The sequence below is a fragment of the Roseixanthobacter glucoisosaccharinicivorans genome, assembly GCF_043195095.2.
Classification (GTDB): domain Bacteria; phylum Pseudomonadota; class Alphaproteobacteria; order Rhizobiales; family Xanthobacteraceae; genus NCEH01.
The window spans coordinates 4096955-4123690 of sequence record NZ_CM195538.1 but is presented as its reverse complement, the minus strand read 5'-3'; the positions used below and the strand labels follow the sequence as shown (position 1 = coordinate 4123690).

Genomic DNA, 26736 nt, shown 5'->3' with positions numbered 1-26736 from the left:
GGGCCTCTTCGCTCTGTCTTGCCACATTGGTATGACAAGTGGACTTTTCCCGCAAGCTGTTCCATGATGGATCCATGACCGAAAGCGCACAGACCGCCATCCCCATGTCGACCGAAACCTTGACCCTCCTCGCGCCGAAGCCGGTGAAGCTGAGCGACCAGATCTATGACCGGATCTTCGAGCTGATCGTCAGCGGGGAATTCCCCGAGAAGAGCAAGCTGCCGACCGAGGTGGAATTGTCCGACCGGCTGAATGTGTCGCGGACGATCGTGCGCGAGGCCTTGGCGCGACTGCGCGACGACGGGATCGTCATCTCCCGGCAAGGGGCGGGTACCTTCGTTCAGCGCCAGCCGAGCAAGGCGATCCTAGGGTTCGCCCCGGTGGGCAGTATCGCCGATGTGCAGCGGTGCTTTGAGTTTCGCGTCGCGCTTGAAGGGGAGGCGGCCCATGTCGCGGCCACGCGCGGGGATGCGGCCAGGATTGCCGAGGTTGCACGGGCCCTGGAGGTGCTTGAGGAGATCGTGAAGACCGGCAGCCTCGGGGCGGCGGCGGACTACGATTTCCACCTTGCGGTGGCACGGGCAACCGGCAACCAATTCTTCGCCTCCGCGATGGAATTGCTGCGCCCGCATATTGATTTTGGCATGAATCTGGCGCGCAGCCTGTCGCTTCAGAAGCCCAAATCGCGCGTCCGCCAGGTTCAGGACGAGCATACGCTTGTCTATGAGGCGATCGTGAAAGGGGATGCGCAAGGCGCGCGGGACGCCATGCGCGCGCATATCGAAAACGCCCGCCGCCGCATGTTCGAGGGCATTTCCGCTTAGGAGATTTCCGCTTGGCTCGAGGCCCGTTCCGCGGCGGGAAACGACTTAACCTGTGGGCGGGCGGAAATGGTTGCCCGGATCTCCCCGCGCACAAAAGGACTCTGCGGCCTTCGGCAAACGCCAATCCGCCGAATAAGGCCAAGCCTTTGCGTATCAACGATTTCGCATGCCGGGCCGGAATGCATTCTCCCGGAAATTGCGCAGGGAGCTTCGAAAAAGGTGTTGAAGTTGTCTAATCATTAGACAACTATGTCCGAAGAGATGCGCACAAGCGCACAACATCGGGGAGGAGAGAAGATGAAGCTCACAGCCGGGTTTCGTCGCGATGGCCTGACGCGTCGCCAGTTGCTCGCTACGGGCGCAGGTGGCGTTCTATGGTCCGCGATGCCGCATCTGGTGTCTCGTGCGCATGCCGAGGCCACCCAGCCGCCCAGCGTGGAGGCGGCCAAGGCCGAGGGGCCAGTGGTGGTCTGGCACGCGGACCAGGAAGCCGATGTCGTCGAATTCCTGCGTATCTTCAAGGAAAAGACCGGTGTCGATGCGGTTCAGCAGCGCCTGCTGCCGGGCGCCGCCCTGCCCAAGCTGGAGGCGGAATTCCGCGCCGGCCAAACGACTGGAGATGTCTATATCACCTCCGATTCCGGGATCATGGAGAATTTGCGGCTCCAGAATCGGCTGTTGCGATATATTCCCAAGGACATCGACGCCTATGCGCCGGAATATCGCAGCGCAGAGCCCGGATATTGGACGACATACTACGTCAACGTCGGGCCGATGATGTATGACCCGCGTTATGTAAAGAAAGAGGTCGGCCCGAAAACATGGACTGACTTGCTCGATCCGCAATGGAAAGGGCAGATCGGGTTCCAGAATTCCGCCGCGGGAACCTCCTATGGCTTTTGGTTCGCCATGAAGGATGTCCTGCCGAAGGATTATTGGGACAATCTGGGCAAGAACAATCCACGCGCCTACGCATCCTCCACTCAGATTTCCCAGGACATCGAGCGGGGAGATCTGAAGATCGGCGGTCGGGTCAGCATCTTCCAATATGTGAAATCCGTGCGAAACAAGCAGTCGGTGGAAGCTGTCTTCCCCGAGATCGGCGTCCCGGCGGTGAACCAGGTCATCGGCATCTTCGGAACCACGAAGCGCCCGAACGCCTCCAAGATATTCACCGAATTCATGCTGTCGAAGGAAGGTCAGTACCTCTGGAACAATATCCAGGGATCCTACTCGGCGCGTAAAGATATCCATATCGAACACTTGCCCGACATCAATACGCTGCACCTGCGGCTTCCCGTGGACTTCCAGGACTACATGCGGCCCGAGCGGCGGCGTGAATTCGTGGCGATCTGGAACAAGATGACGGGTCTGTAATGTCGGTTATGTCCGAACAGGAAGCGCAGCGCGCGGCATTTGCCCGCGCGTCTGCCTTCGATCTTCGCCCGGAGGTATGGATTCCGCTGGTCCTGCTGACAGGAACCCTCGGTTTCCCCTTCTTCCTGCTCGTCACGAGCGCGTTCAACGTGGGAGACCCGGAGGCATTTCCGGCCAAGGCCTACGGCATCGACAATTTCATCGCGCTGACCGGCCATCTCGACTGGATTCGCAACACGCTCGTCGTCGCCGGCGGCGGGACGGCCCTCGGCCTGGTGATCGGCGTGGTGCTGGCGTGGATCATCCACCGCACCACCATGCCGGGGCGAAAGCTGTTCGAATTGCTGATCGCCATACCCTATCCGCTGGGGCCGCTGGTCGGGGCGCTTGCCTGGAGCCAACTCGGCGCGCCGCGCGATGGGCTCATCAACCGGATGTTCAGCGCGATCACCGGCATCGAGACACATCTGATCAACATCTATACCCCGATGGGAATCATCTTCGTCGAGGCGATCTTCGAAGCGCCGGTTGCTGTTCTCATCATCGGGGCAGCGATGCAGCGCATGGATCCGTCGCTTGAGGAATGCTCGTCGATCTTCGGTTCGGGAAAGCTGCGAACGGCGTGGAAGGTCACGCTGCCGCTGATGTTGCCGGCGGTCGCGAGCGCGGCGCTGTTCATGTTCACCTCGATGATCGGTTCGTTCGCAATCCCGACCATGCTGGGCACGTCCTCGCGCTTTTACGTCGCGACCAATGCGATGTATGTGCTGCTGCAGGGCTATCCGCCCAATTATCCGCTCGCCGCCGCCCTCGGCCTGGTGCTGATCTGCATGACGGCGCTGGCCGTCTGGCTGGTTCAGCGCGTGCTGCGCGGGAAGTCCTACGCGGTCATCTCCGGGAAGAACTATCGCCCCCGGCAGGTGAATATGGGCTGGCTGACATGGGTGCTGTTCGCGATCGCCGCCCTCTATGTCCTGCTGTCGCTGATCTTGCCGATGGGGACCCTGCTGGTGGCCTCGTTCCAGTCGAGCAACGCCATCAGCTTCAATTTCCCGGCCTGGACGCTGGGCAATTACAAATATGTGATGTTCGACTTTCCCACGACCCAGCAGGCGATCATCAATAGCCTGTTGCTCGGAGTGGGCACCGGGGTCATCGGCGTGCTGCTGGCGACGTTCGTCGCCCTTGCCACGCACCGCTCGCGCAGCGACGGGCGCCGGCTCCTGGAGCAGGTGGCGATGCTGCCGCAGGCGTTTCCGCGCCTCATATTCGCGATCGGCTTTCTCTGGATGATCCTGGCGTTGCCGCTCAAGCTGTACGGCACCTTGTTCGCCGTGCTGCTGGCTTACGTCATCGTCTTCCTGCCGCTCGCCTATCGCGGCATGAGCGGCGTGGTGGTGCAGATCGACATCGCCCTGGAGGAGGCGGCCCGCATCAGCGGCGCGGGGGCGTTCCGCATCCTGCGGACGGTGACCCTGCCGCTGTTGCGGCCGGGCCTGCTCGCCACCTGGGCGCTTTTGTTCATGGTGTCGGTGCGCGAGATCAGCGCCTCCCTGTTCCTCTCCGGGCCCGGCACGCAGGTGCTGGGGCCGGCCATCTTCAGCTTCTGGGATTCCGGTGGCATGCCGCGCGTCAGCGCGCTCGCTGTGGTGCAGGCCTTGATCATCCTGATCGCGCTCACCCTCGTGCGCTCCATGGCAAACCGCGGCGCTAACGTCTGACAGGAGAAAGCATTATGCTTGCCTTACACCGATCCGCGCAGCCTCTCTCCTTCGGCGAGACGCAGCCGCGCTCCGCACCGGAACCTGCTTACATCGAGGTGCGCGATCTCGTCGCCGCGTTCGGCGCGAAGATCGTCGTCAAGGGGGTCTCGTTTTCCGTCGGGCGCGGCGAACACCTTTCCCTTCTTGGGCCGTCGGGCTGCGGGAAATCCACGACCCTGCGCTGCATCGCTGGGCTTGAAACGCCGGTCTCCGGCGAAATCGCCATCGACGGAAATCTGGTCTTTTCCTCGTCCAAGCGCATCAACGTGCCGACCGAGAAGCGCAAGCTGTCGATGGTGTTCCAGAGCTACGCGATCTGGCCGCACATGACGGTGTTCGAGAATGTCGCCTATGGGCTGCGCGTTCAACGGGTCGCAGAAAGCGAGATCAAGCAGCGGGTCGTGGAGATGCTGCGGATGGTGGGCATCGAGGATTATATCCATCGCCCGGCGACCGATCTCAGCGGCGGCCAACAGCAGCGGGTGGCGCTCGCGCGCGCCTATGCCTCGCGCCCGAAGGCGATCCTGCTCGATGAACCGCTGTCGAACCTGGATGCGCGGCTGCGGGTGCGCATGCGCGACGAGATCAAGGAATTCCAGCACAAGTTCGACCTCTCGACGATCTATGTGACGCACGATCAGGAAGAGGCGATGGCGATTTCCGACCGCATCATCGTCATGCGCGACGGCCATATCGAGCAATGCGGCAAGCCGCTCGATATCTACGATACGCCCTGTACCCGCTTCGTGGCGGACTTCATCGGCGCGGCGAACATCCTCGTCGGCACGGATGCGGGAGAAGGACCTTCGGGCGCGCCGGTGCTGAAGGTGGGCGACGCCCTGGTGGAGTGCGCCGCAGGCCCGCAGTTATTCCCGGCCGATAAGAGCGGCATGCATCTGGCCGCACTGCGCACGGTCTATCCGGAAATGCGCCGGGAGGCGCCGCCGCGCGCCAACCAATGGTCGGCCACCGTCACCCGCCGCGTGCTGCTCGGCGATGTCGTCAACTACACCCTTGCCTGGCCGGGCGGCGACCTGCGCGTGCACGCTTTCCCCAACGCCCTGTTCGAGGAGGGCGAGCGCATTCAGCTCCACATTCCGCCGCAGCGCACGGTTCCGGTCCGGGCCGATTGAGCGCTTGTCGCGCACAGCAAAAGGGTGGCTCGTGGACATTTCGAAGCTTCAAACGGACGTGCTCGTGCTGGGTGGCGGGCTTGCCGGCTATCGGGCGGCGGTGGCCGCGCGCGAACAGGGGGCCTCGGTCACCCTCGCTTATTTCGCCCGTGGTGCCTCGCCTTATGTGATCGGCTGCAATGCGCCGATTGCCCATGCCGATGCGCGCGACAGCCCGGACATGTTTTTCGCGGACATGGTGCGCGGCGGATACGGGCTGAACGACCGCCGGCTGGTGCGCGCCCTGGCGCAGGGCGCGGTGGACGCGCAGCGCGAGCTTTCCGCGCTCGGCGTGCCGTTTCCGGTGGAACAGGACCGCATCATCCAGCGCCATTTGTCGGGCAACACCTATCCCCGGTCCCTGTTCATCCCCGAGGGCACCGGGCGCATCGTGCTCGAACATCTCGCCGCGCACGCGGCAACGATCGGCGTGCGCATCCTCACCGGCCAGAAGGTGGTCGATCTGCTGAACGCGGACGGCGAGGTGGCGGGCGCGCTGCTGTGGGATCGGCGGGCGGGGACCTTCTCCGCCGCCTGTGCCCGCGCGGTGGTGCTCGCGACCGGCGGCATCGGGCGCATCTATGCCGACAGCACCTATCCCGCCGATGTCGGAAGTGATTCCTACGGCCTCGCGCTGAAGCACGGGGCGCATCTGATCGACATGGAATTCGTGCAGTTCGAGCCGGTGGTCACCGTCTGGCCAGAGGCCTGCCGCGGCATGGAGATGCCGACCGCGATGCTCGGGGACGGCGCCCACCTGCTGAACGCGCAGGGGGAGCGGTTCATGTTCCGCTACAACCCGGTGCATGGGGAAAAGCAGATCGAAAAGGCGAAGATGGCGCTCTGCGTGCAGACCGAGATCGACGAAGGGCGCGGAATGCCCGACGATACGGTCGTGTTCGACACCACCGTCCTGCCCGCCGAGCGCCTTGAGAGTTACAAGATCCACGTCCGGCGCCTGCGCAATGCCGGCGTCGACCCGCTGACGACGCCGCCCCGCGTTCGACCCGCGTCCCACAGCCAGATGGGCGGGATTCTGATCGACGATAAGGGATGGACCGGCGTGCCGGGCCTTTATGCCGGCGGCGAGAGCGCAGGCGGCGTGCATGGCGCGAGCCGGCTTGCCGGCAATGGCTGCGCGGATACGCTGGTGTTCGGCGCGCTCGCGGGCCGTGGCGCCGCAGCCGGCATGCTCTCGGCGCAAGCGCGCGATTGGGATGGCGTGGTCGCGGCTTCGGTGGGCACCGTAACCGGCCATGCCAATGAGACGGGGCAGGCGCGCGCGGCGGACCTCAAGGAGGCGGTGCGCCATTTGATGCTGCGAACCGCGGGATTGTGGCGGCGTGAGGAGGGTTTGCGCGAGGGCCAGGAGGGCTTGCGCGATCTTGCCCGAACCGCCGCCGCCGATACGCGCGCGCGCGATATCGACGAGATGATCGAGGCGCTCGAGCTCGGCCACATGCTCGCGACCGCGCGCATGATCGTGGAGGCCTCCCTGCTGCGCACGGAAAGCCGGGGCGCGCACCAGCGCCGCGATTTTCCCGCGCAGGACGATGCCAACTGGCTGAAGCACATCGGCTTTCGCACCGACCGCGTCGGCGGGTTCGTGCGCGCGGATGCCCCCATTCAATAGACAGGTGAAGACATGCCAGCTCAAAAGCCGCTTGCCGGCATCAAGGTTCTCGACTTCACGCGGCTTTTTGCGGGTCCCTTCTGCACCATGCTGCTTGGGGATCTCGGCGCCGACGTTGTGAAGGTGGAGGCGCCCGAAGGCGACCCGATCCGCTACCAGGGCCCGCCGTTCCACAAGGACCACGCCTTCAGCTTCCTCGCGGCCAACCGCAACAAGCGCTCCATCCTCATCGACATGAAGACGCAGGAGGGGCGGGCGTTGGCGCGCCAGCTTGCACGTGCCGCCGACGTGATCGTGGAGAATTTCCGGCCCGACGTCATGGGGCGGCTGGGGCTCGACTATGAAACCCTGGCGGCGGAGAATCCTCGCCTGATCTTTGTTTCCATGTCTGGGTTCGGCGCCAACGGGCCCTACAGCGAGAAGGGCGCGTTCGATCTCACGATCCAGGCCGAGGGCGGCTATATGAGCCTCACCGGCGAGCGCGACGGTGAACCCATCAAGCTCGGCACCTCGGCGTTCGATCTCGTCTGCGGTCAGTATGCCATGGGGGCGGTGACGACGGCCCTGTTCGATCGCGAACGCACCGGCAAGGGCCAGCGCATCGAGACCAGCCTGTTCGAGAGCGAGATCTCCTTCCTCGTGGACGCGGGCATCGAATATCTCACCACCGGGGTGAGCAAGGGCAAATGGGGGTCCGAGCATGCCCAGCAGGTGCCCTACAAGGCGTTCGAGGCCGCCGATGGCTGGGTGGTGATCGGCGCCGGCGTGCAGAATCTGTTCGAGCGCTTTCTCAAGGTGATCGGCCGCACCGATTTGCTGGCGGACCCACGCTTTGCCGACCTCTCCGGCCGGGTCGCGAACCGTGATGCGCTCCACGCCATTCTCGATGCCGAGGTCCGCCGATTCACGGTCGATGACCTCGTGGCGCAATTGAATGCGGCGAAGGTGCCCTGCTCGCCGATCAACGATATGGAGCAGGTCTTCAACCACCCGCAGGCCCTGCATCGCGCGATGGTGCAGAAGGTGGAGCATCCCCAATACGGCCCCCTGTCGGTGATCGGGCCGGCGGTGAAATACAGCGGCTTCGACGTCGCGGCCGGCTGGACGGCACCCCCCTTGCTCGGCGAACACACACAGGCCGTGACGACCGACTGGCTGAGCTGACAGGACACCCCATGGATTTCGAGCTTTCCGAGGACCAGCGCCTGCTGCTGGGCGAATGGCGCAAGGCCATCGACCGCGACATCGCCCCGGTGACGCGCCAGCATGCCGACAGCTTCATTCCGAAGGCGGCCGCCCATGCGCTGTTGCGCAAGACGGGGGATTTCGGCGTCGGCAACGGTTGGGTCCCGGAGGAGGGCGGCGGCCTCGGCCTCGATTTTCTGACCAGCGGGCTTCTGTATGAGGAGCTTTCACGCACCTCCCCGGACCTCGCCGGGCTTGCCTTCGTGGCGGAAGGCGCGGCGCTGAAGCTGTTTCGCACGGGATCCGAGCCGCTAAAGGCGCGGTATCTGGCGAAGTTGCTATCGGGGGAATTGATCGGGTGCTCGGCCATCAGCGAGCCGGGCATTGGTTCGAGTGTGCGCGAGATGCGGACGCGGGCCGTGCGGGACGGGAAGTATTTCCGGATCTCGGGCGAGAAGCTCTGGATCTCAAACGCCAGCATTGCCGACCTCGTCATTCTCGTCGCCAAGACCGGGGACGATGAATTCACCATGTTCCTCGCGGATCGCGCGGAGCACGGGTTCAAGACCGCCGAAATTTCCAAGCTGGGCTTGAATGGGTGGTCGCTGGGCCAGGTCAGCTTCGAGGACATGGTGGTGCCCGAGGAGAATGTCCTCGGCGGCGTCGGCGGCGGGCTGCGCGAGACCATGAAGGGTTTCGAGCGCTCGCGCTGCTTCATCTCAACGCTCGCGCTCGGCATCGCCCAGGCGGCGCTCGACGACAGCTTGGTTTATGTCAAGGAGCGTCAGTCCTTCGGCAAGCCGATCGGCGCGCATCAATTGGTGCAGGGTCTGCTGGCGGAGATGGTCAGCGACATCGAGGCGTCGCGGCTGTTGCTCTATCGGGCCTTATGGATGCTCTCAAAGGGCGGGCGCTGCGCGACCGAGGCGGCGATTGCCAAGTCCTTCGTGACCGAGGCGGCCCAGCGCGTGACCTCGAAGGCGATCCAGATTCACGGCGCCTTCGGCATCAGCCGCGAGTTTCCGCTGGAACGGCATTTCCGCAATGCCCGCATGCTGACAATTCCCGATGGGACAACCCAGATCAATCACCTGATCATCGGGCGGAACCTGACGGGGTTCGACGCCTTCAAATAGCCGGGGCCGCGCGCACGTTGAAAGCCGACGTGTCGTTCATTGACGAGGCACCGGCTGCAGGTCGTCCGGCCTGTGGGATCGCCTTGGACATCTGCAGCCGGTTGGCTGGTGAGGCCGCAGGCCCGGCTTTCGCCAGGCCTGCCATCCCTCAGGACGGCTTTCCCGTGCCGGCTTCGACCGCGCCGAGGTTCGGGACGCTGGAGTGGTGCCCCAAATTGCCTTCCAGTTCCTCTAGCCGCCGATTGCGTGGCTCGATGCCCAGCAGCGCCACCACCGCGATCTGCAGGATCAGCAGGCCGATCATCAGCACCATCACGCCGGAGATCCCGTGCGTCTCGAACAAGGCCACCACGATGAACGGCGTGACGATGGTGGCGCCGCGGCCGAACGTGTTGCAGATGCCGCTGGCGCGCAGCCGGACTTCGGTCGGGAACAGTTCGGGGATGTAGATGCCGAACAGCAGCGCAACCAGAACATAGATCGGAACCGTCAGGGCAAAGCCGATCACGGGCAGTAGCATCGGGTCGGAGACATTCGGATAGATCAGCCCGAACAGCACGGCCAGGGCCGAGGAGGCGATGATGGTCGGCTTGCGGCCCCAGCGGTCAGCGGTGAGGGCGCCGATGGCTGAACCAATCGGCGCGCCCAGCCCCATCATGAGCGAGTAGCCGAAGGAGGTCGCGATGCTCAATCCCTGCTTGATGAAGAAGGTGGGCAGCCAGGTGATGAAGCCGTACAGCAGGGTATTGATCACGATCAGGCAGATGCAGCCGACGATCATGCGGGAGAGCAGCGGCGGGCGGAACAGGGCGGCAAGTCCCAGCCGGACCGGGGCCGGCGCAGGCGCCGCCGGGGGCGGCAAGGGCTTGCCGCGGGATGCCTCGGTCTCGATCTGCTTCAGCAGCCGCTCGGCCTCCTCGGTCCTGCCGACGGATTCCAGCCAGCGTGGCGATTCCGGCAGCTTCTTGCGCATGTACCATACCACGAGGCCACCGAGGCCGCCGACGATGAACATGGCGCGCCAGCCGAACTCGGGGATGATCAGATAGCCCAGCAGGGACGCTGCGGGCAGGCCGGTGACCACGAACACCGCCATCAAGCCGAGCCAGCGGCCCCGCGAGTGCGCGGGCACGAACTCGGTGAGGGTGGAATAACCCACCACATTCTCCGCGCCGAGCCCGACGCCAATCAGAAAGCGCAGGCCGATCAGCACCCCCATATTCGGCGCGAAGGCCGCCGCCAGCGAGGCGAGGCCGAACAGGAGGAGATTCGCCTGGTAGGTGAAGCGCCGGCCGTAGCGATCGCCCAGGAATCCGGTGAGGAACGATCCCACCATCATGCCGACGAAGGTGGCGGAGACGAACAGGGCATTCTGCCCGAAGGTCGAGAAGCCGCTTTTCAGCGTCGCTCCCAACACAGTGGCCGCGATGTAGATATCGAAGCCGTCAAAGAACATGCCGATGCCGATGAGCCACATGATCCGGTAATGGAACGGGCCGATCGGGAGCCGGTCCAGGCGCGGACCGGCATTGACGAGGGATGACATGGCGCTTCCTCCAAGGAGCGGTGTGACGTTGGCGCGCGCCCGGTCGACGGCGCCCGAGGGGGCGCCGGCTCCAGGTTCTTGTTGACGTGCCGGTTGGGTCAGTCGGTCGAAATCAGTTCAATCGGGTCTGGGTGGACGTGTCGCGGTACCAGTCGAAGCGGCGGTCGACGGTGGGGAGCATCACGCTCTTGACGTCGAAATGGTCGTTGAAGCTTTCCAGCCCGAACTCCCGGCCGATGCCGCTGTCGCCGACGCCGCCCCAGGGCGAGGCCGGATCGAGGCGGTGGTGGTCATTGACCCAGACCAGGCCCGCTTTCACCTTGGCGGCGACGCGATGGGCGCGGGTCACGTCCCGCGTGCGGATCGCAGCGGCAAGGCCGAAGGGCGAATCATTGGCGAGGCGCAGCGCTTCTTCCTCGTCGCTGAAGGGCGTGACGGAGGTGAAGGGACCGAACACCTCTTCCTGGAAGATGCGCATGTCGGCGCGCACGTCCGCGAAAACGGTGGGCTGAACGAAGAAGCCGCCTTCGAGGCCGGGAAGCATGGCGGCCTCTCCGCCCGCCACATTGCGCGCGCCCTCCTGCCGCCCATAGCCGGCATAGGTGAGGACGCGGTCGCGCTGCTTGGCCGAGATCACGGGGCCGAGCTGGGTCGCCGGGTCGAAGGGATCGCCCATGCGGATGGCGCGCGCCTTGGCGCCGAGTTTCTCTACGAATTCGTCGTAGACGGAAGCCTGCACCAAATGGCGGCTGCCGCACACGCAAGTCTGGCCGGCGCCGATGAAGGCGCCGAAGGCGGCAAGATCCACCGCCTGGTCCACGTCGAAATCGTCGAACACCATCACCGGGGTCTTGCCCCCCAGTTCAAGGGTCTGATGGGCGAAGACCTTGGCCGCGGCACTGCCGGCGATACGCCCCGCCTCGGTCCCGCCGGTGAGCACCAGCTTGTTGATGTCGGGATGCTCGGCGAGGAATTTGCCCGCGCCCGGGCCGTAGCCGTTGACGACGTTGAAGACGCCGTCCGGCAGGCCGGCCTCGGTGAAGATCTGCGCCAGCTTCAGCGTGGTGAGGGGCGTGTATTCGGAGGGCTTCACCACCGTGGTGCACCCGCTGGCGAGCACGGCGGCCAGCGATTTGCACATGATCATGAGCGGGTGGTTGAACGGCGTGCAATTGGCGACCACGCCAATGGGCGTGCGCAGGGTATAGTTCAGATAGGCGCCCTCGACCGGGATCACATCATCCCGGCGCGCGAGGGCCAGGCCCGCGAAATAGCGGAAGAAATCGGGCAGGCGGGAGAGCTGCGCCCGGGTCTCATTGATGGGGCGGCCGTTGTTCAGCGTCTCAAGCCGATAGAGCAGTTCGAGATTGTCCTCGAACGCATCGGCGAGCCGGTTGACCAGCCGCGCCCGGGGACGCACGTCCATGCCGCCCCATTCCTTGCTCTCGAAGGCGGCGCGTGCGCTTTTCATGGCGCGGTCCACGTCCGCCTGCGTGGAATTGGGGATGCGGGCGATCACCGTGCCGGTTGCCGGATTGCGCACGTCGATGAGCGTGCCGTCGCCCGCCTCGATTTCGCGCCCGCCCACATAATTGCCGCGCGTCTCAACCTCGAGCGTGGGCTTTTCATAAGAATTCATCGGGAGGCTCCTTCAGAGTCTGACAGCGCTGCGGCTGAGTGCGGACAGCACGCGCTTCTCGGCGCTGGCGACGTGGGTCTTGATGAGGCGGCGGGCGGTGCGCACATCGCGCCGTTGGATGGCGTCGATGATGGCGACGTGCTCGGCCACGAGCTGCCTCGGGTCCCGCCCCTTGATCGCTCCGATGGACACGCGCACGAGCCGGTCCGCCTGCTCGATGAGGTCGCAGGCGGTGGTGGACATGCGCGCATTGCCCGAAGCGCGGGCGAGCGCGCAATGGAACGCACGGTTGTATTCGATAAATGGCTGTTCGGGATCGAAGGCGCGGAATGCGTCGAGGGCCTGGAGCACGTCGTCGGGCGCGCTCTCGATGGCCTCCGCCGCGCAGGCGGGCTCGAGGGCCAGGCGAAAGCGAAACAGGTCGCGTGCGTCGCTCACGGATATGGGATTGACCTGATATCCCTGACGCGGGTTGACGATGATGAGCCGCTCGCGCTCCAGCCGCAGCAGGGCTTCCCGCACCGGCTGGCGGCTCACCTCATAGCGCGAGGCCAACTCCTGTTCCCGCACTTCCTCGCCCGGCATCAGCCGGCACGTGAGGATTTCGTCGCGGATCGTCTCGTAGAGATTGTCACGGAGGAGCATTTTTTGATCGACCTTTTATCAATGGATTCCATATCGTGATATTTCACGCAATCAGAATTTTTGACCCCTGAGCAGGATTGCCGCACTTATTGGTGACGCATATAACGTTTCGAAACGCGCGGAGAGGAAGCATGAAATTGGCTCTGTCGAATGGACGGGTGAACGCGTCGGTGGTCGGAAGCGGGCGCACGCTGGTGCTGTTCCATTCGCTCCTGGCGGATGGTGAGAGCTTCGAGCGCATTGTGCCCGAATTGGCGACGCGGTTTCGCGTGGTGGTGCCGGAGTTGCCCGGCTTTGGTGGCTCCGAGGCTGTGAGCGGTGGCCTTGCGGCGGTGGCGGACCGCATGGCGGACGCACTGCGCGATCTCGACGATCCGGCCGGCCCCATCGTGCTCGGCAATGGCTATGGCGGATTCGTCGCCCTGCAGATGGCCGTGCGCCACCCACGCCTCGCAAGCCGGCTGATCCTCGCCGGGTGCGGGGCGCGGTTCTCCGAGCCGGGGCGCGAGGCGTTCCGCGCCATGGCCCGCGCGGCCGCCGCGAACGGGCTTTCCGCGATCGTCGATGTCGCCATGCGGCGGCTATTCGCGCCCGAGTTCCAGGCCGCCAATCCCGACCTGATGGCCCAGCGGCGGGAGGGATTCCTGCGCACCGATCCGCAGGTTTTTCAGGACGCTTGCCATGCGCTTGCGACGCTCGACCTGTCGGCCGATCTTGCGCGGCTCGAAACGCCCACGCTCGCGCTGGTGGGCGAGCATGACGAGGCGACGCCGCCCCCCATGTCGATGGAGCTTGCCGGGATCTTGCCGAACGTCAAACTCAAGGTGCTGCCCAATTGCGCGCACGTGCCGCAACTGCAGAGCCCCAAGCTGTTCCTCGAAGCGATGTCGGACTTTCTGGCGGACGCGGTGCCCGAGCTTGCGGGCCAGCGGGCCTGAGGCTGCCCCCTTCGGGGGCTCATGGTACGGGGCTCGCCGGGGCGCGTCGGCGCGCCCCGAAGTACAACCCTGATTGCCCGCGCGCGGCCATGGCCCGGCTCCATGAACCGCGAATGCCCGGCGCGGCCGCGAGAAGGCTCGGCTAAGGCTCCACCTGCTCCATCCAGTCCGCGAGCCGGGAGGCTTCGTCCGCGGCATGGGAGAAGGGCAGGCCATGGCGCACACCCGGGACCACCCGCAGCCGCGCGTTGGGCAGGATCTGCTGTAGTTCGGCACCATGCAAAGCCGGAACGAACGGGCTTGAATCCGGCAGCACGATCGAGACGGGGAACGGCGCCGATCGCAGCGCCTCGCTGAGATCCGACACGGCGAGCACGCCGCCAAGCCCGAGCGCCACATGGGCCCGGGTCTTCGCCTGCTCCTCCTGGAACCAGGTGAGTGCTTCCGGCTCCCCGGCACCCGGCAGGAAGCGGTTCGCCATCATGCGCTCGCTCCAGCCGCCCGGGCCTCCGGCCGCGAACTGGTCGCGCCAATAGCCAAGCTCGCCGATCCCCTTGCCCTTGTAGGAGGCGTTGGAAATCGTGACGGAGGCGACGCGCGCGGGGTGTGCGGCCGCGGCGGCCAGAACGATGGTGCCGCCCATGGATTCGCCCACCAGATGAACCGTCTTCGAGCCCGCCTGTCCCGCGACGTCCCAGAAATCCTCGATCAGCTCCGCCATCGACCAGGCATGGTCTTCCGGCGGGATGACGGATCGGCCGAAGCCGCGCATGTCGAAGCGGACCATCGGGCGGCGCGCGGCGATGGCGGGCACCCATCCGGCCCAGATGTCGTGCGTCGTGCCGATGCCGTGGTTGAACACCACCGGAATGCCGCCCCGCACCCAGGGCGGGCGAATGTCGTCGATCACATAATGCAGGCCTCGGGCGGTCTCAGGCATGTTCGCGCGCCTCCAGGTCAACCACGTCCCGCGTATCCTCCTGGAGCGCGCGGCGCTGAATTTTCTGTGTCTCCGTGCGCGGGATCGCCTCGACGAACTGCACGTAGCGCGGCAGCATGAAATCGGCCACGCGGCCCTTCAGGAAACCGCGCACCTCGTGCGCCGCGAACGGCCGGCGAGCGACAATCACCGCCTTGATCTCCTCGCCGAAGATCGGGTCCGGCACCGCCACCACCGCCGCATCCTCGATCTGCGCGTGGTGCAGCAAGGCGGTCTCGATCTCGAACGGCGAGATATTCTCCCCGCCCCGGCGGATGATCTCCTTCAGACGGCCCTGAAAATAGAGATAGCCGTCCCCGTCCATCATCCCGGAATCTCCGGTGTGGAACCAGAAATTGCGAGAGGCATCCCACGTTGCTTTCGGGTTGCCCCAATAGCCGAGGAGCAAGGTGAACGGCGCCTTCGGCCGCACCACGATCTCACCGGCGGTGCCGGCGGGAAGCGGATTGTCCTGCGCGTCCACCACGGCCACCTCCACGTCCGGGCGCGCTTGGCCGCACGAGCCGAACCGGTAGGCGCTGGCGCTGTTGCCGGTCACCCAGCCGCCGACCTCGGTCATGCCATAGAGTTCGTGCGGCTTGATGCCGAACCGCTCTTCGACGGCTCGCCACACCTCCTGGGGACAGCCGCCGCCCACGCAGCGGGTCAGCGGATGATCGAAATCCGGCTCCGTGCGCCGCGCCATGATCATCGCCAGCACCGTGCCCACATAGGTGAACATGGTGCAGCCGAAGCGTCTCGCATCGTCGAAGAAAGTGCTGACGGAGAATTTCGGGCGAATGACGAGCGTGCAGCCCACTTCCAGCGCCGACATCACCGCATACATCTGCGGATTGGTATGAAACAGCGGCAGGAACACCATGATGCGATCGCTCTCGACGATGTCGAGAAAGCGCGTCATCCACCGGCCGCTGGAGAGGAACGCCGCGTGGCAGTTCAGCACGCCCTTCGGCAGGCCGGTGGTGCCTGAGGTATAGATGATGCTCATGGGATCGGAACCGAGCCCGTCATAGGGCGCGTCGGGCGCATGGGCGCCCGCGGCGGCGAACAGGTCCTCCTCGCCCTCGAAGACGATCAGGGTGCGCCCTTCCAGCGCCGGTTCGAGGTCGGCGCGCTTCGCATCGAGGATGGATCGCTCGATCAGCACCGCCTTGGCCTCGCACTGGCGCACCGAATAGCGCAGGCCCTCGCCCACGAGCCCTGTGTTGAGCGAGACCGTGACGGCGCCGATGTTCGCCAGGGCGAACCAGGCGACGAGAAACGCCGGACGATTGCCGCACAGCAGGGCGACATGGTCGCCCTTCCCGATGCCGTGCCCGCGCAGGAAAGAGGATGTGCGCAGCGACAGGTCGCACAGGTCCGCCCATGTCAACGAGACCGTGTCGGACACCACGGCCGGGGCGTTGGGGCGCGTCTGCGCCTGGTGGATCAGCTTGTCAGTCAGGGTGGTCATCACGCGGACTTCTTCAAGCTGTCCGCACCGGAGGCAGGAATCAGGAATTTGGCGATGGTGTTCTTCAGGATTTCGTTGGAGCCGCCGGCGATCTCATAGGCCTTGGCATCGCGCAGATAGCGGCCGAAGGGGGCATTCTCCATGATGCCGTAGGCGCCGCAGATCTGCGCCGCCATGGCGGCCACTTGGGTTGCGACGGTGCAGGCCTTCAGCTTGGCTTCGCTGCCCCAGCGCGGAACCTGCTGCTTGCTCTCGAGCGCTTCGGTGGCGCGGTAGATCAGCAGCCGCGCCGCGTCGATCTCCGTGAGCATATCGGCGAAATACCATTGGATGCCCTGGAAATCGAGCACGCGCTGGTCGAAGGCGATGCGGTCGCGGGCGAACTGCAGCGCGCCCTCGAACGCCGCGCGGGCAATGCCGAGGCTGATGGCGCCGGCGAGCGTGCGGGAATGGTTCAGCACGCTCGCCGCCTGGCGCACGCCCTTGCCTTCCTCGCCGATCAGATGGTCCGCCGGCAGCCGCACGTCATCGAGCACGACATTCATGTGCGGCCCGTTGCGCAACCCGAACGTCGCGGAATTCTTCCCCTCATAGATGGAGAGCCCCTTGGCATCGCGCGGCACGGCGAACACCGAGACGCCCTTGTCGGTCTCCGCGAGTATGACGAAAAGCTCGGCGGCCGACCCTGAGGTGATGAAGTGCTTCTCGCCCTTGATCACCCATTCGGCGCCCTCGCGACGCGCTTTGGTGTCGAGCTTGCGGATATCGCTGCCGTGGCTCGCCTCCGTTAGGGCATAGGAGGAGAGCAGGCCCTGCGCAAATGCCGGCAGATAGCGCTGCTTCAGGCTGGCCTCGCCGAACAGGCGGATCATGGTCTGGGCCTGGAAGATGGTGATCAGCGAGACCCCCACCGCGGCGCTTCCCACCGCGACCTCCTCGCAGATGGCGGCGGCATGGAGATAGGTGAGCCCTTGTCCGCCGAACTCCTTCGGCATGACGACCGTGCTGTACCCCTGGCGGGCGAGATCGCGCATGATCTCGACCGGGTAGACATCGTCCCGGTCGATGGCGTCGCCGGCGGGAAGGATCATGCGGGCGACGTAGGAGCGGAGGCCCTGCACATAGGCTTCATCCACATAGGCGGGCCACAGGGCGCCGCTGTCCACGGGGAGCACCTGGTTCATTTTCCGTATTCCATCGTATGGGGAAGCCAAGTCGCAAGATCTTGCCAGTAAACCACCAGGTACATCATCGTGATCATCAAGACGACATACGGAATGATCGAGCGCGCCATCTGCTCGAACGGGATCTTGCCGATCTGCGAGACCGTGAACAGGTTGATGCCGACCGGCGGCGTGATCTGCGCCACCTCGATGGCCAGGACCACAAAGATGCCGAAGGCGAGCGGATTGATGCCCGCCGCCTGCGCCACCGGGTACAGGATCGGGATGGTGATCAGCATCATCGACAAGGCTTCGAGGAACATGCCGAGGATCAGGTAGAAAACCACCATCACCGTGACGATGCCGAAGAAGCTGAGGCCCGAGCCGGCGATCAGCTCCGTAAGCACCTGGGGCATGCGCGTGACCGTAAAGAAATTGGTCATCAGCGCGCCGAAGCCCACCAGCATGAAAATCATCACCGAGGCGTGGGTGGCGGTGAGGCCCGCCTGGTAGAATTGCTTCCATCCCAGCGTGCGCGTGAGCAGGCCGACGATCACCGTATAAGCCACAGCGAGCGCTGCCACTTCGGTGGCGGTGGCGACGCCCGAATAGATGCCGGCGAAGATCAGGATCGGCAGAAGCAGGATCGGCCCGGCGTCCAGCGTCGCGCGCACCACTTCGCGCGCGCTGACCGGCTGCGCCTTGGGATCCTTGGGATTGATGATGATGGTATAGATCGCCATCAGGACGGCGAGCAGGAGACCCGGGATCACGCCCGCGACGAACAGCGCGCCGATCGACTGGTCGGTGAGCACGCCATAGAGCAGCAGCGCGATGGACGGCGGAATGAGGATGCCGAGCGTGCCGCCGCCGGCGATCAGGCCGCCGGCGCGCGCCAGCGGATAGCCGTTGCGCGTCAGCACCGGAATGGCCACGAGGCCGATGGTGGCGGCGGTCGCGACGCTCGATCCGGAAATGGCGGCGAAGATGGCGCAGGCGATGACCGTGGCTACGCCAAGCCCGCCGCGGATGCCCGACACCAGCGAGGCGGCGAAAGCGAACAGGCGGTCGGAAAGACCCGTCTGCTGGAGCAGCGTGCCGGCGAGGATATAGAGCGGCACCGCAAGCAGCACGAAGCTGCTGAGCGCGTTATAAGCGGTGAGCGCCGCTTCCTGGACCAGGTCGCTGCCGCCCAGCAGGTAATTGCCGGCAAGCGCGCTCACCGCCATGGCCACGAACACGGGCACGCTGGTTGCGAGCAGCACCAGGAACAGTGCGATGATGGCAAGCGTGATCACCATGTCAGATCACCTCGCCCGAGCCGGACTGGTCGCGGAAGGCCGCACCGAGCGTGAACACCATCAGCAGATCCCGCAGCACCGCCAGGACCAGAAGGACGCCCCCGAGCAGCAGCAACCCCTGGAGAAGCCACATGGGGACATGAAGGATGGTGGAGGTGGTGAAGTTCAGCATCCACGAGAACGACACGAGCTGCCACGCGCCCCAGGTGAAGGCGAGCGCAAAGCCGAGGGAGACCAGCAGCGCGAAGATGTCCAGGCCCGCCCGCACCGGCGGCGGGCACAGGTCCCGCACGAAAGTGACGCGGAAATGCCCATCCACCTGCTGGGTCGCCCCGATGCCGACGAAGGCCATGGCGATCATCAGATAGATGCTCACCTCGGAGGCCCAGAGCGTCGGCACGCCGAAGGTGCGCAGCACCACGTCATAGGTCACCGTGATGGCAAGCAGCCATATGATCAGCGTGGAGAGATACCCGCCGAGGTCGCCCAGGCGATCCAACGCCCACCCCACGGCGCCGGGCGCCGCGGTTCGTTTGGTTTCGGGCATGGGACGGTCAGTCCTTCGGCTGCACGAGCTTGGCGATATCCGGGCTCAGCTTCGCCACCGTCGCCTTCAGCAGCGGCGCGGTGGCCTTCTGCCAGGCGGCGAAATCCGGCGTCCCAGGCTCCAGGAAGGTCACTTCCAGGCCGCGGTCGCGATAGGATTTCGTCAGGTCGCCGATCTCCGCGATGATCGCCTTGCGATTGGAATGGCTGGCCTCGTCGACCGCAGTGATCAGGGCCTTGCGATCATCCGGCGGCAGCTTGTCCAGCCAGGGCTTGTTGGCGGCCCAGCCCATCATGGTCGTGCCGAGGAAGGACGCCGGCACCAGGACGTATTTGGAGACCTCGTACATGCGCTGGCTGTCCACGCCCTGGAAGCCCAGGATCGCGGCATCGACGGTGCCGTATTGCATCGCCGAATAGACATCGGCGAAGGGAATCGTGACCGGCGATCCGCCGAAGGCGCGCACCGCTTCCGCCTGTCCTTCCGAGAAAACGCGCACCTTCTTGCCCGCGAAGTCGGACGGCACCTTGAGCGGCACCTTCGAAACCACGGCCGGCGGCCCGAGATCGGCAAGGCCGAGGAGCACCGAATTTTTTTCCTGGAATTTCTTCTGCAGCGCCGACATCAAACCGTTCGGCTGATCAATCAGGGTGTCGAGCTGGGCCATGGTGAGCCCGGTCGGCGCGTCCATGACCTTGGTATCGGGCACCGTGCCGGACCAGCCGTTCACCGTGATCCAGGCGAACTTCACCTGGCCGGTGGGGATGCCGACCGGCATATCCTTGTCCTGGCCGAGCTGGCCGCCGGGGAAGTGCTGGAGGGTGATCGTGTTCGGCTGCGCTTTCTTGAGCGCCTCCTCCAGGGCCGGGACGAACTGGCGGACGCAGATGTGGTTGGCGCCACCCCATGTGGCGAGCGGCACGACGGTTTGCGCGACCGCGCCCTGCGCCGTCATAATCGCACCGAGCGCAATCGCGGGCAGACCGATTTTGCGTAGAAAATCCATGTATTTCCTCCTTTAATTCTTCATTTAATGAAGATTATTGATTGGTCTCTTCGAAGCTCTTGACCATTCGCGTGGCCGTGTAGGCAAGAACGATTTCGTTCCTCTGGTTCACGACGTTATTGAGCGCCGTAACGATGCCGCGGCCGGGCTTCGAAGTGGGGCGGGCTGCCGTCACCTCGCATTCAACATGGATGGTGTCGCCCGCACAGACCGGGCTGTTCACCTTCAGCTCCATGCCCAGGAAGGCGAGGCCGGTGTGCTGCATCACCGACTGCATCAGGAGCCCTTCGGCAAAGGCATAGACCAGCGCGCCGGGCGCGAGGCGGCCTTTGATCAGGGATTCCTTCTCGAGATAATCGACATTGGTGAAGAGGACCTCGAGCATGCCGGTCACGCATACGAAATTGGTGATGTCGGCTTCCGTCACGGTTCGTCCAACCGTGCGAAATCGACGTCCTAGGGTCCATCCCTCATAGGGAATTCCGAGCCCGACATACGGCAGCTCACGCTCTGAAGCACCCATACCCGCCTTCGCTCCCATATGTATTGTTCAACTAATTGGACATAACACACACATACATGAACACGAAAGCCGAGACAACGCCTCTCGCCCGCCCGCGCCACGGATGGTGGAGAGGCGGAAACAACAATGATATTTCAATATATTAGGCGTATTTTTCGGGGGCTTCCTCACGTAGGAAGCCGCCGATCTCGGTGCGCATGACCCTGGCCAGTTCGTCGGTGCGGTCGGCGAGCCGATACGCGGGGCCAGCGATCAGGAGGCAGACTTGCCGGTCGTTCAGGTCCAGGGGAATGGCGACGCCGAGCAGCCCCGGCGAATAGCCGTCGTTGTTCAGGAACCAGCCGCGCGCAGCGGACGCCTGGATTTCCCTTTCCACGGCTTCGGCGGTCATCAGCGTGGCGGATGCGTACCGCTCGAACTGAGTTTTCTCGTAGATCGCGCCGCGCTCCTTGCGCGACAGGAGTGACAGCAGGGCGCGGCCGGAGGCGGTGGTATAGAGTGGGACGCGCTGCCCGACATGGGCGAAATAGCGGATCGGATTTGTGGATTCGACCACGTCGATGAAGACGGCGCTGGTGCCCGAGAGGGCCGCGAGGATCGCGGTTTCGCCCGTGAGTACCGCCAGGCGGGCCACCAGGTCGCGCTGCGCTTCCGAGACCGGCCCGTCCGTGACGATGGCCTGAGCCAGCTTGAGCAGGCGCGGGGTGGGATAATAGCCGGAGCGGTGCCGCAATTCGTAGAGGAAGCCTGCTTTGCTCAGGGTCTCGATCAGGTTGAAGGTGCTGGAGCGCGGCCAGCCGAAATGGTCGGATAATTCTGACAGGGTGGCAGGGGCCTTGCGTTCGGCGAAAAGCTCAAGAATCTGCAGCGCATAGGCAACCTGCTTTACAATCATCGCTTACGTCCCACCAGGCCCGGGTCCACTTGACGTGGGACCATAACCCATGGTCTCAATCTTTTTCAATCTTAGAGAAAAGGTAATTTGAACGGCTATTTTTGATATAAATTTGAAGAATAGAATTTATATATGCTTATATAATATCTTTAGTTTGGTCGAATATGATGTGGAATACTTTTCGCCTTGCCGATTTGGGCGGAATCATCCCGCGGCGTCCCAGCCTGCGCGATCCGGCGCCGTACGCCGCCGGCCGGAATGGCTGGCCCCCAGAAGGGGTCCACGTTGCGCCCACCTCGACCCGCGTCGATAGAGGTGGTCAGGCTGGGGCATAGCGTTTAAACGGTGGACGGATCCCTTCTCAGCCGCGTCGCCCGCCCATGATCATCGCATCTCCCAACGACTATCGCGCCGCCGCAAGGCGCAAGCTGCCGCGCTTCCTGTTCGATTATGTCGACGGGGGCGCCTATTCCGAGCGCACTTTGGCCAACAATGTCCTGGACCTCCAGGGCATCGGCCTGCGGCAGCGCGTGCTCAAGAATGTCGAGAAGCTCAGTCTGGAGACCGAGTTGTTCGGACAGCCGTGCGCCATGCCGGTCATCCTGGCGCCCGTCGGGCTGGCGGGCATGCTCGCCCGTCGCGGCGAACTCCAGGCGGTTCGGGCGGCGGCGGCCAAGGGCATCCCCATGACGCTTTCCACGGTCTCGGTCTGCCCGCTCGAGGACGTGGTTCCGGCGAGCCCGCGGATGCCGTGGTTCCAGCTTTATGTCCTGAAGGACCGTGGCTTCATGCGCAATGTGCTGGAGCGGGCGCAGGCGCTTGGGGTCACGACGCTGGTCTTCACCGTCGACATGCCGACGCCGGGCGCGCGGTATCGCGATCTGCATTCCGGCATGTCGGGGCGATTCGGTCCGCAGCGGCGCATACTGCAAGCCATGTTCAAGCCGAGCTGGGCGTATGATGTCGGCCTGATGGGCACGCCGCACGATCTCGGCAATGTCTCGAAATATCTCGGCAAGCCGACCGGCCTTGCCGACTATATGGGCTGGATCGGGGCGAACTTCGATCCCTCCATCAGCTGGTCCGATCTCGAATGGATCCGCGATTTCTGGCGCGGCCCCATCATCATCAAGGGGATCCTCGATCCCGAGGATGCGCGCGAGGCGGTCACGTTCGGTGCGAGCGGCATCGTGGTGTCGAACCATGGCGGCCGGCAGCTGGACGGGGCGCTCTCGAGCGCCCGGGCGCTGCCTCCGATCGCCGATGCGGTGGGCAGCGACCTCACGGTTCTTGCCGATGGCGGTGTGCGCTCGGGCCTTGACGTGGTCCGCATGCTGGCGCTCGGCGCGAAAGGGGTGCTGCTCGGCCGCGCGTTCGCCTATGCCTTGGCAACCGCTGGTCAGGCGGGCGTGGAGAATATGCTCGATATCGTGGCAAAGGAAATGCGCGTGGCGATGAGCCTGACGGGCGTGGACCAGGTGTCGCGGATCGACGGCTCGATCCTGACCAAGCTCTGAGGGGGCGCCGCCGCGCCTCGACGAGCGCCTGCGCGTTTATGCCGGTTCCGCGTGGCCAGGGGTCAGCCCCTGGCACCGGACGCCTCGTGCCTCAATGGTGGAGGATCTTCGAGAGGAAGTGGCGGGCGCGCTCGCTGCGGGGATCTGCGAAGAACTCTTCCTTGCGGGCGTCCTCCACGATCTCTCCTGCGTCCATGAAGATGACCCGGTGCGCGACTTTCCGCGCGAAGCCCATTTCGTGGGTCACCACCATCATGGTCATGCCTTCGCGCGCCAGTTCCACCATCACGTCCAGGACTTCATTGATCATTTCCGGGTCGAGCGCGGAAGTCGGCTCATCGAACAGCATGCACACCGGGTCCATCACCAGCGCGCGGGCGATGGCGACGCGTTGCTGCTGGCCGCCGGAGAGTTGACCGGGATATTTCTCCGCATGGTCCTTGAGACCCACCCGGTCGAGCAGCGCCATGGCTTTCTCCATCGCCTCCTCGCGCGAACGCCCAAGCACCTTCTGTTGCCCGAGGCACAGATTGTCGGTGATGCGCAGATGGGGAAACAGCTCGAAATGCTGGAATACCATGCCCACCCGCGCCCGCAGCTTGGGCAGGTTGGTCTTGGGCGAGGTGACCTCGACCCCGTCCACGATGATCTCCCCGCCCTGGATCGGCTCCAGCGCATTGATGGTCTTGATCAGCGTTGACTTGCCGGAGCCCGAGGGGCCGCAGACCACCACCACCTCGCCGGCCTCCACGCTGGTGGTGCAGTCCTTCAGGGCCTGGAAGTGCGCGCCGTACCATTTGTTGACGTTGCTGATGGAGATCATGGGCATGGGACGAACCTGCAATAAGCTCAGCGCGCGATGGCGATGCGGGTCTGGAGCCGCTTCACGAGCGTGGAGGCGGTGAGCGATATGATGAAATAGACCACGGCGGCGAACAGGTACATTTCCGTCAACCGGCCGTCACGCTGGCCCACCTTGGAGGCTGCGCCGAGAAAATCGGTGATGGAAAGCACGTAGACCAGCGACGTATCCTGAAACAATACGATCATCTGCGTGAAGATGACCGGAAGCATGTTTCTAAACGCCTGCGGCAGAACCACGTATCGCATCATCTGCGGGTAGGTGAGGCCGATAGCATAGCCCGCCGCCACTTGTCCGCGCGGGATCGACTGGATGCCGGCGCGCATGATCTCGGAGAAATAGGCGGCTTCGAAGAGCGTGAAGGTGATGATGGTGGAGGAGAGCGCTCCCACCGTAATCGGCCGGTCCGCGTGCAGGATCCATTGGCCGATATAAGGCATCAGGAAATAGAACAGGAAGATCACCAGCACCAGCGGCAGCGCCCGCATGACATTCACGTAGCTCGCCGCGACCGCCGGAAGGACCGGCAGGGAGGACAGGCGCGCCATGGCGATCAGCGTGCCGAGCAGGACCCCGCCGATGGTTGCGATCGCCGTCAGCATCAGCGTGAAGGTCATGCCCTCCCGGAACAGATAGGGCAGGGAGCGGATGATGATGTTGAAGTCGAAATCGCTGAACACGCTCATTTCCCCGCGTTGAAGCCGGGCACCGACACGCGCCGCTCCAGCATCCGCATGCCGATGGTCACCACCGCGTTCAGCAGCAGATAGATCACGGTCGCCGCCGTGAAGGCTTCGAACACCTGGAACGAGAATTCCTGCATGGCGCGCGCGCTGCCGGTAAGTTCCATCAGGCCTATGGTCAATGCGACCGAGCTGTTCTTGATGGTGTTCAGGAATTCGGACGTGAGCGGCGGCAGCATGATCCGGTACGCCATGGGCAGAAGAATATAGCGATAGGTCTGCGCGGGTGTCAGGCCGATGGCCGTGCCCGCCATGCGCTGGCCGCGCGGCAATGTGTTGATGCCGGCGCTGACCTGCATCGCGACGCGCGAAGACATATAGAAGCCGATTCCCACAACGGCGGTGAGGAAGGGGCCGTAGCGCAATTGCTTCACCCAGGTGCCCCAATCGTGGGGGAGCAACTCGGGGATGACGAAGAACCAGAGGAAGAGCTGGACCAGCAGCGGAATGTTACGGAACAGCTCGACATAGGCATCGCTCAGGCGCACCAGCCACCGGAACGGCAAGGTGCGCGCCACGCCCACCAAGGAGCCGAACACCAGCGCCATCAGCCATGCGCACACCGAGGTGGCGATGGTCCATTTCAGGCCGTCCATCAGCATGTCGAAATAGGTGCCGTTGCCGTCCGGTGACGGTGCCCAGAGGATGGCCCAGTTCCAGTGGTAATCCACGCGCACCTCGCTTGAGCAGGTCTTTACCGGCGCCGCCCTGACGGCCGGGATGGCGCCATCCCGGCCGTCAGGGGCAATACGCGTCCTCAGTAAGCGGCGGGATCGCCGCTGTCGGTGGGATTGGCGAAAGCCTTCTTCAGCGGTGCGCTGATGGGCACGTTCAGGTTGAGGTTCTTCGGCGGGATCGGCGACTGGAACCACTTCGCATAGATGGTCATCATCTCGGGGCTCTTATAGAGCGTGGCGGTGGCCTTATCGACCACCGTCTTGAACTCCGGATCGTCGCGCCGCAGCATGATGCCGTAGGGCTCCGGCTTGGAGAAGGCGTCCTCGGAAATCACATAGGCGGACGGGTCCTTGGAGCCGGCGACGAGGCTGGAGAGCAGGATATCATCCATCACGAACGCCACCGCCCGGTCGGTCTCCACCATGAGGAAGGCCTCCGCATGGTCCTTCGCCGGCACGATGTTGATGTTGAGCTTGCGCTCGGTGTTCGCCTCGGTGAGCTGCTTGATGTTGGTGGTGCCGGAGGTGGAGACCACGGTTTTTCCCGCGAGATCGGCGATCGAATTGATCTTGCTGGATTTTTTGGAGACGAACCGGCTCGCGGTCAGGTAATGGGTGTTGGTGAATGCCACCTGCTTCTGGCGGTCGAGATTATTGGTGGTGGAGCCGCATTCCAGATCCACCGTCCCGTTGGCGATCAGCGGGATGCGGGTCGCCGAAGTCACGGGCGTATAGCCGACCTCGAGCTTGTCGAGCTTCAGCTCTTTCTTCACGGCCTCGACAACCTTGGCGCAGATGTCCATGGCAAAGCCCACCGGCTTCTGATTGTCGTCGAGATAGGAGAAGGGAATGGAGGATTCCCGATAGGCAAGGGTGATCTTACCGGTATCCTTGATCTTCTTGAGAGTCCCCGTGAGTTCCTGCGCCCCGGCGGGCAACGACAGACACGCGGTGAAACAGCCGGCTATCAAGATTTTGCTGACGTTCATGTCGTTCTCCTGTGGTGGTGGGAACCGGGCGCCCGGCTAAAACAAGGACGCGTTTGCCCGATAAAAGGGCACGCTGATCGGATCAGCGCAATCGCGGCGTGCGGCACGCGGGCTATTCCCCCCTGTTTATGTGCGACCGTACCGGGTCGGCGCGATGCTACCGCAGTCCTCGCGGAAATCGAGTGCCGTCCCATGCACGCGC

Annotated in this window: 24 protein-coding genes; 9 read left to right on the top strand and 15 right to left on the bottom strand. The window is 64.3% G+C overall.

What is annotated here, in order from left to right; all coding sequences use genetic code 11:
- Positions 1 to 74 precede the first annotated feature (74 nt).
- From V5F78_RS19065 to V5F78_RS19035, 7 genes are all read left to right on the top strand, one after another.
- A complete protein-coding gene (locus V5F78_RS19065; RefSeq protein WP_394070168.1) occupies positions 75 to 824 on the top strand; it encodes a FadR/GntR family transcriptional regulator in 750 nt (249 codons plus the stop codon).
- Between the two features lie 297 nt (positions 825 to 1121).
- Positions 1122 to 2201: an ABC transporter substrate-binding protein gene (locus tag V5F78_RS19060; protein WP_394070166.1), complete on the top strand. Its 1080-nt coding sequence runs from the start codon at positions 1122 to 1124 to the stop codon at positions 2199 to 2201.
- Entirely contained in the window at positions 2201 to 3922 is a 1722-nt protein-coding gene (locus V5F78_RS19055) for an ABC transporter permease (protein ID WP_394070164.1), read from the top strand. Before V5F78_RS19060 ends, V5F78_RS19055 begins: the two co-directional genes overlap by 1 nt.
- 14 nt (positions 3923 to 3936) lie before the next feature.
- Positions 3937 to 5097 carry an ABC transporter ATP-binding protein gene (locus tag V5F78_RS19050; protein ID WP_394070162.1) on the top strand — a complete coding sequence of 387 codons (1161 nt, stop codon included), beginning with the start codon at positions 3937 to 3939 and terminating at the stop codon, positions 5095 to 5097.
- 31 nt (positions 5098 to 5128) lie between these two features.
- Positions 5129 to 6769, top strand: a complete 1641-nt coding sequence (locus V5F78_RS19045) for an FAD-binding protein (RefSeq protein WP_394070160.1) — start codon at positions 5129 to 5131, stop codon at positions 6767 to 6769.
- A gap of 12 nt (positions 6770 to 6781) precedes the next feature.
- The gene (locus V5F78_RS19040; protein ID WP_394070158.1) at positions 6782 to 7933 is read left to right on the top strand and encodes a CaiB/BaiF CoA transferase family protein; all 1152 of its coding nucleotides are present in this window, start codon (positions 6782 to 6784) and stop codon (positions 7931 to 7933) included.
- 11 nt (positions 7934 to 7944) lie between these two features.
- Positions 7945 to 9090, top strand: coding sequence for an acyl-CoA dehydrogenase family protein (locus tag V5F78_RS19035; protein ID WP_394070156.1), 1146 nt, complete (start codon positions 7945 to 7947; stop codon positions 9088 to 9090).
- A gap of 148 nt (positions 9091 to 9238) precedes the next feature.
- Here the strand turns inward: V5F78_RS19035 and V5F78_RS19030 are convergent, their stop codons facing one another.
- The 3 genes from V5F78_RS19030 to V5F78_RS19020 form a co-directional block, all read right to left on the bottom strand.
- Positions 9239 to 10636: an MFS transporter gene (locus V5F78_RS19030; RefSeq protein ID WP_394070154.1), complete on the bottom strand. Its 1398-nt coding sequence runs from the start codon at positions 10634 to 10636 to the stop codon at positions 9239 to 9241.
- 112 nt (positions 10637 to 10748) lie between these two features.
- Positions 10749 to 12275, bottom strand: coding sequence for an aldehyde dehydrogenase (locus V5F78_RS19025; RefSeq protein WP_394070152.1), 1527 nt, complete (start codon positions 12273 to 12275; stop codon positions 10749 to 10751).
- A 12-nt stretch (positions 12276 to 12287) separates the two neighbouring features.
- Positions 12288 to 12920, bottom strand: coding sequence for a GntR family transcriptional regulator (locus V5F78_RS19020; protein ID WP_394070150.1), 633 nt, complete (start codon positions 12918 to 12920; stop codon positions 12288 to 12290).
- A gap of 131 nt (positions 12921 to 13051) precedes the next feature.
- Between V5F78_RS19020 and V5F78_RS19015 the strand changes: the two genes are divergently transcribed.
- Positions 13052 to 13858: an alpha/beta fold hydrolase gene (locus V5F78_RS19015; protein ID WP_394070148.1), complete on the top strand. Its 807-nt coding sequence runs from the start codon at positions 13052 to 13054 to the stop codon at positions 13856 to 13858.
- 142 nt (positions 13859 to 14000) lie between these two features.
- On the opposite strand, the gene V5F78_RS19010 is transcribed toward V5F78_RS19015, so the two are convergent.
- The 8 genes from V5F78_RS19010 to V5F78_RS18975 all read right to left on the bottom strand — a co-directional run bounded on the left by V5F78_RS19010 (position 14001) and on the right by V5F78_RS18975 (position 21746).
- Positions 14001 to 14798, bottom strand: coding sequence for an alpha/beta fold hydrolase (locus tag V5F78_RS19010; RefSeq protein WP_394070146.1), 798 nt, complete (start codon positions 14796 to 14798; stop codon positions 14001 to 14003).
- A complete protein-coding gene (locus V5F78_RS19005) occupies positions 14791 to 16311 on the bottom strand; it encodes an AMP-binding protein (protein WP_394070144.1) in 1521 nt (506 codons plus the stop codon). The genes V5F78_RS19010 and V5F78_RS19005 overlap by 8 nt, the downstream gene beginning before the upstream one ends.
- Positions 16311 to 17495: an acyl-CoA dehydrogenase family protein gene (locus V5F78_RS19000; protein ID WP_394070142.1), complete on the bottom strand. Its 1185-nt coding sequence runs from the start codon at positions 17493 to 17495 to the stop codon at positions 16311 to 16313. The genes V5F78_RS19005 and V5F78_RS19000 overlap by 1 nt, the downstream gene beginning before the upstream one ends.
- Positions 17492 to 18775, bottom strand: a complete 1284-nt coding sequence (locus V5F78_RS18995; protein ID WP_394070140.1) for a TRAP transporter large permease — start codon at positions 18773 to 18775, stop codon at positions 17492 to 17494. The genes V5F78_RS19000 and V5F78_RS18995 overlap by 4 nt, the downstream gene beginning before the upstream one ends.
- A gap of 1 nt (position 18776) precedes the next feature.
- Positions 18777 to 19322 carry a TRAP transporter small permease gene (locus tag V5F78_RS18990; RefSeq protein ID WP_394070138.1) on the bottom strand — a complete coding sequence of 182 codons (546 nt, stop codon included), beginning with the start codon at positions 19320 to 19322 and terminating at the stop codon, positions 18777 to 18779.
- Positions 19323 to 19329: 7 nt separating this feature from the next.
- Complete coding sequence (locus tag V5F78_RS18985; RefSeq protein ID WP_394070136.1) at positions 19330 to 20328, bottom strand: TRAP transporter substrate-binding protein; 999 nt, start codon at positions 20326 to 20328, stop codon at positions 19330 to 19332.
- 34 nt (positions 20329 to 20362) lie between these two features.
- Entirely contained in the window at positions 20363 to 20869 is a 507-nt protein-coding gene (locus V5F78_RS18980) for a MaoC/PaaZ C-terminal domain-containing protein (RefSeq protein ID WP_394070135.1), read from the bottom strand.
- A 124-nt stretch (positions 20870 to 20993) separates the two neighbouring features.
- A complete protein-coding gene (locus V5F78_RS18975) occupies positions 20994 to 21746 on the bottom strand; it encodes an IclR family transcriptional regulator (RefSeq protein ID WP_394070134.1) in 753 nt (250 codons plus the stop codon).
- Between the two features lie 380 nt (positions 21747 to 22126).
- Here V5F78_RS18975 and lldD point away from each other — a divergent pair, with 380 nt between their 5' ends.
- Positions 22127 to 23263, top strand: a complete 1137-nt coding sequence (lldD, locus tag V5F78_RS18970; RefSeq protein WP_394070132.1) for an FMN-dependent L-lactate dehydrogenase LldD — start codon at positions 22127 to 22129, stop codon at positions 23261 to 23263.
- A gap of 91 nt (positions 23264 to 23354) precedes the next feature.
- On the opposite strand, the gene V5F78_RS18965 is transcribed toward lldD, so the two are convergent.
- The 4 genes from V5F78_RS18965 to V5F78_RS18950 form a co-directional block, all read right to left on the bottom strand.
- A complete protein-coding gene (locus tag V5F78_RS18965; protein ID WP_394070449.1) occupies positions 23355 to 24086 on the bottom strand; it encodes an amino acid ABC transporter ATP-binding protein in 732 nt (243 codons plus the stop codon).
- A gap of 26 nt (positions 24087 to 24112) precedes the next feature.
- Positions 24113 to 24805 (bottom strand): amino acid ABC transporter permease, encoded by a 693-nt coding sequence (locus tag V5F78_RS18960; protein ID WP_394070130.1) that lies wholly within the window; start codon positions 24803 to 24805, stop codon positions 24113 to 24115.
- A gap of 2 nt (positions 24806 to 24807) precedes the next feature.
- A complete protein-coding gene (locus V5F78_RS18955; RefSeq protein ID WP_394070128.1) occupies positions 24808 to 25539 on the bottom strand; it encodes an amino acid ABC transporter permease in 732 nt (243 codons plus the stop codon).
- 86 nt (positions 25540 to 25625) lie between these two features.
- Positions 25626 to 26534, bottom strand: coding sequence for an amino acid ABC transporter substrate-binding protein (locus V5F78_RS18950; protein ID WP_394070126.1), 909 nt, complete (start codon positions 26532 to 26534; stop codon positions 25626 to 25628).
- Positions 26535 to 26736: the final 202 nt, after the last annotated feature.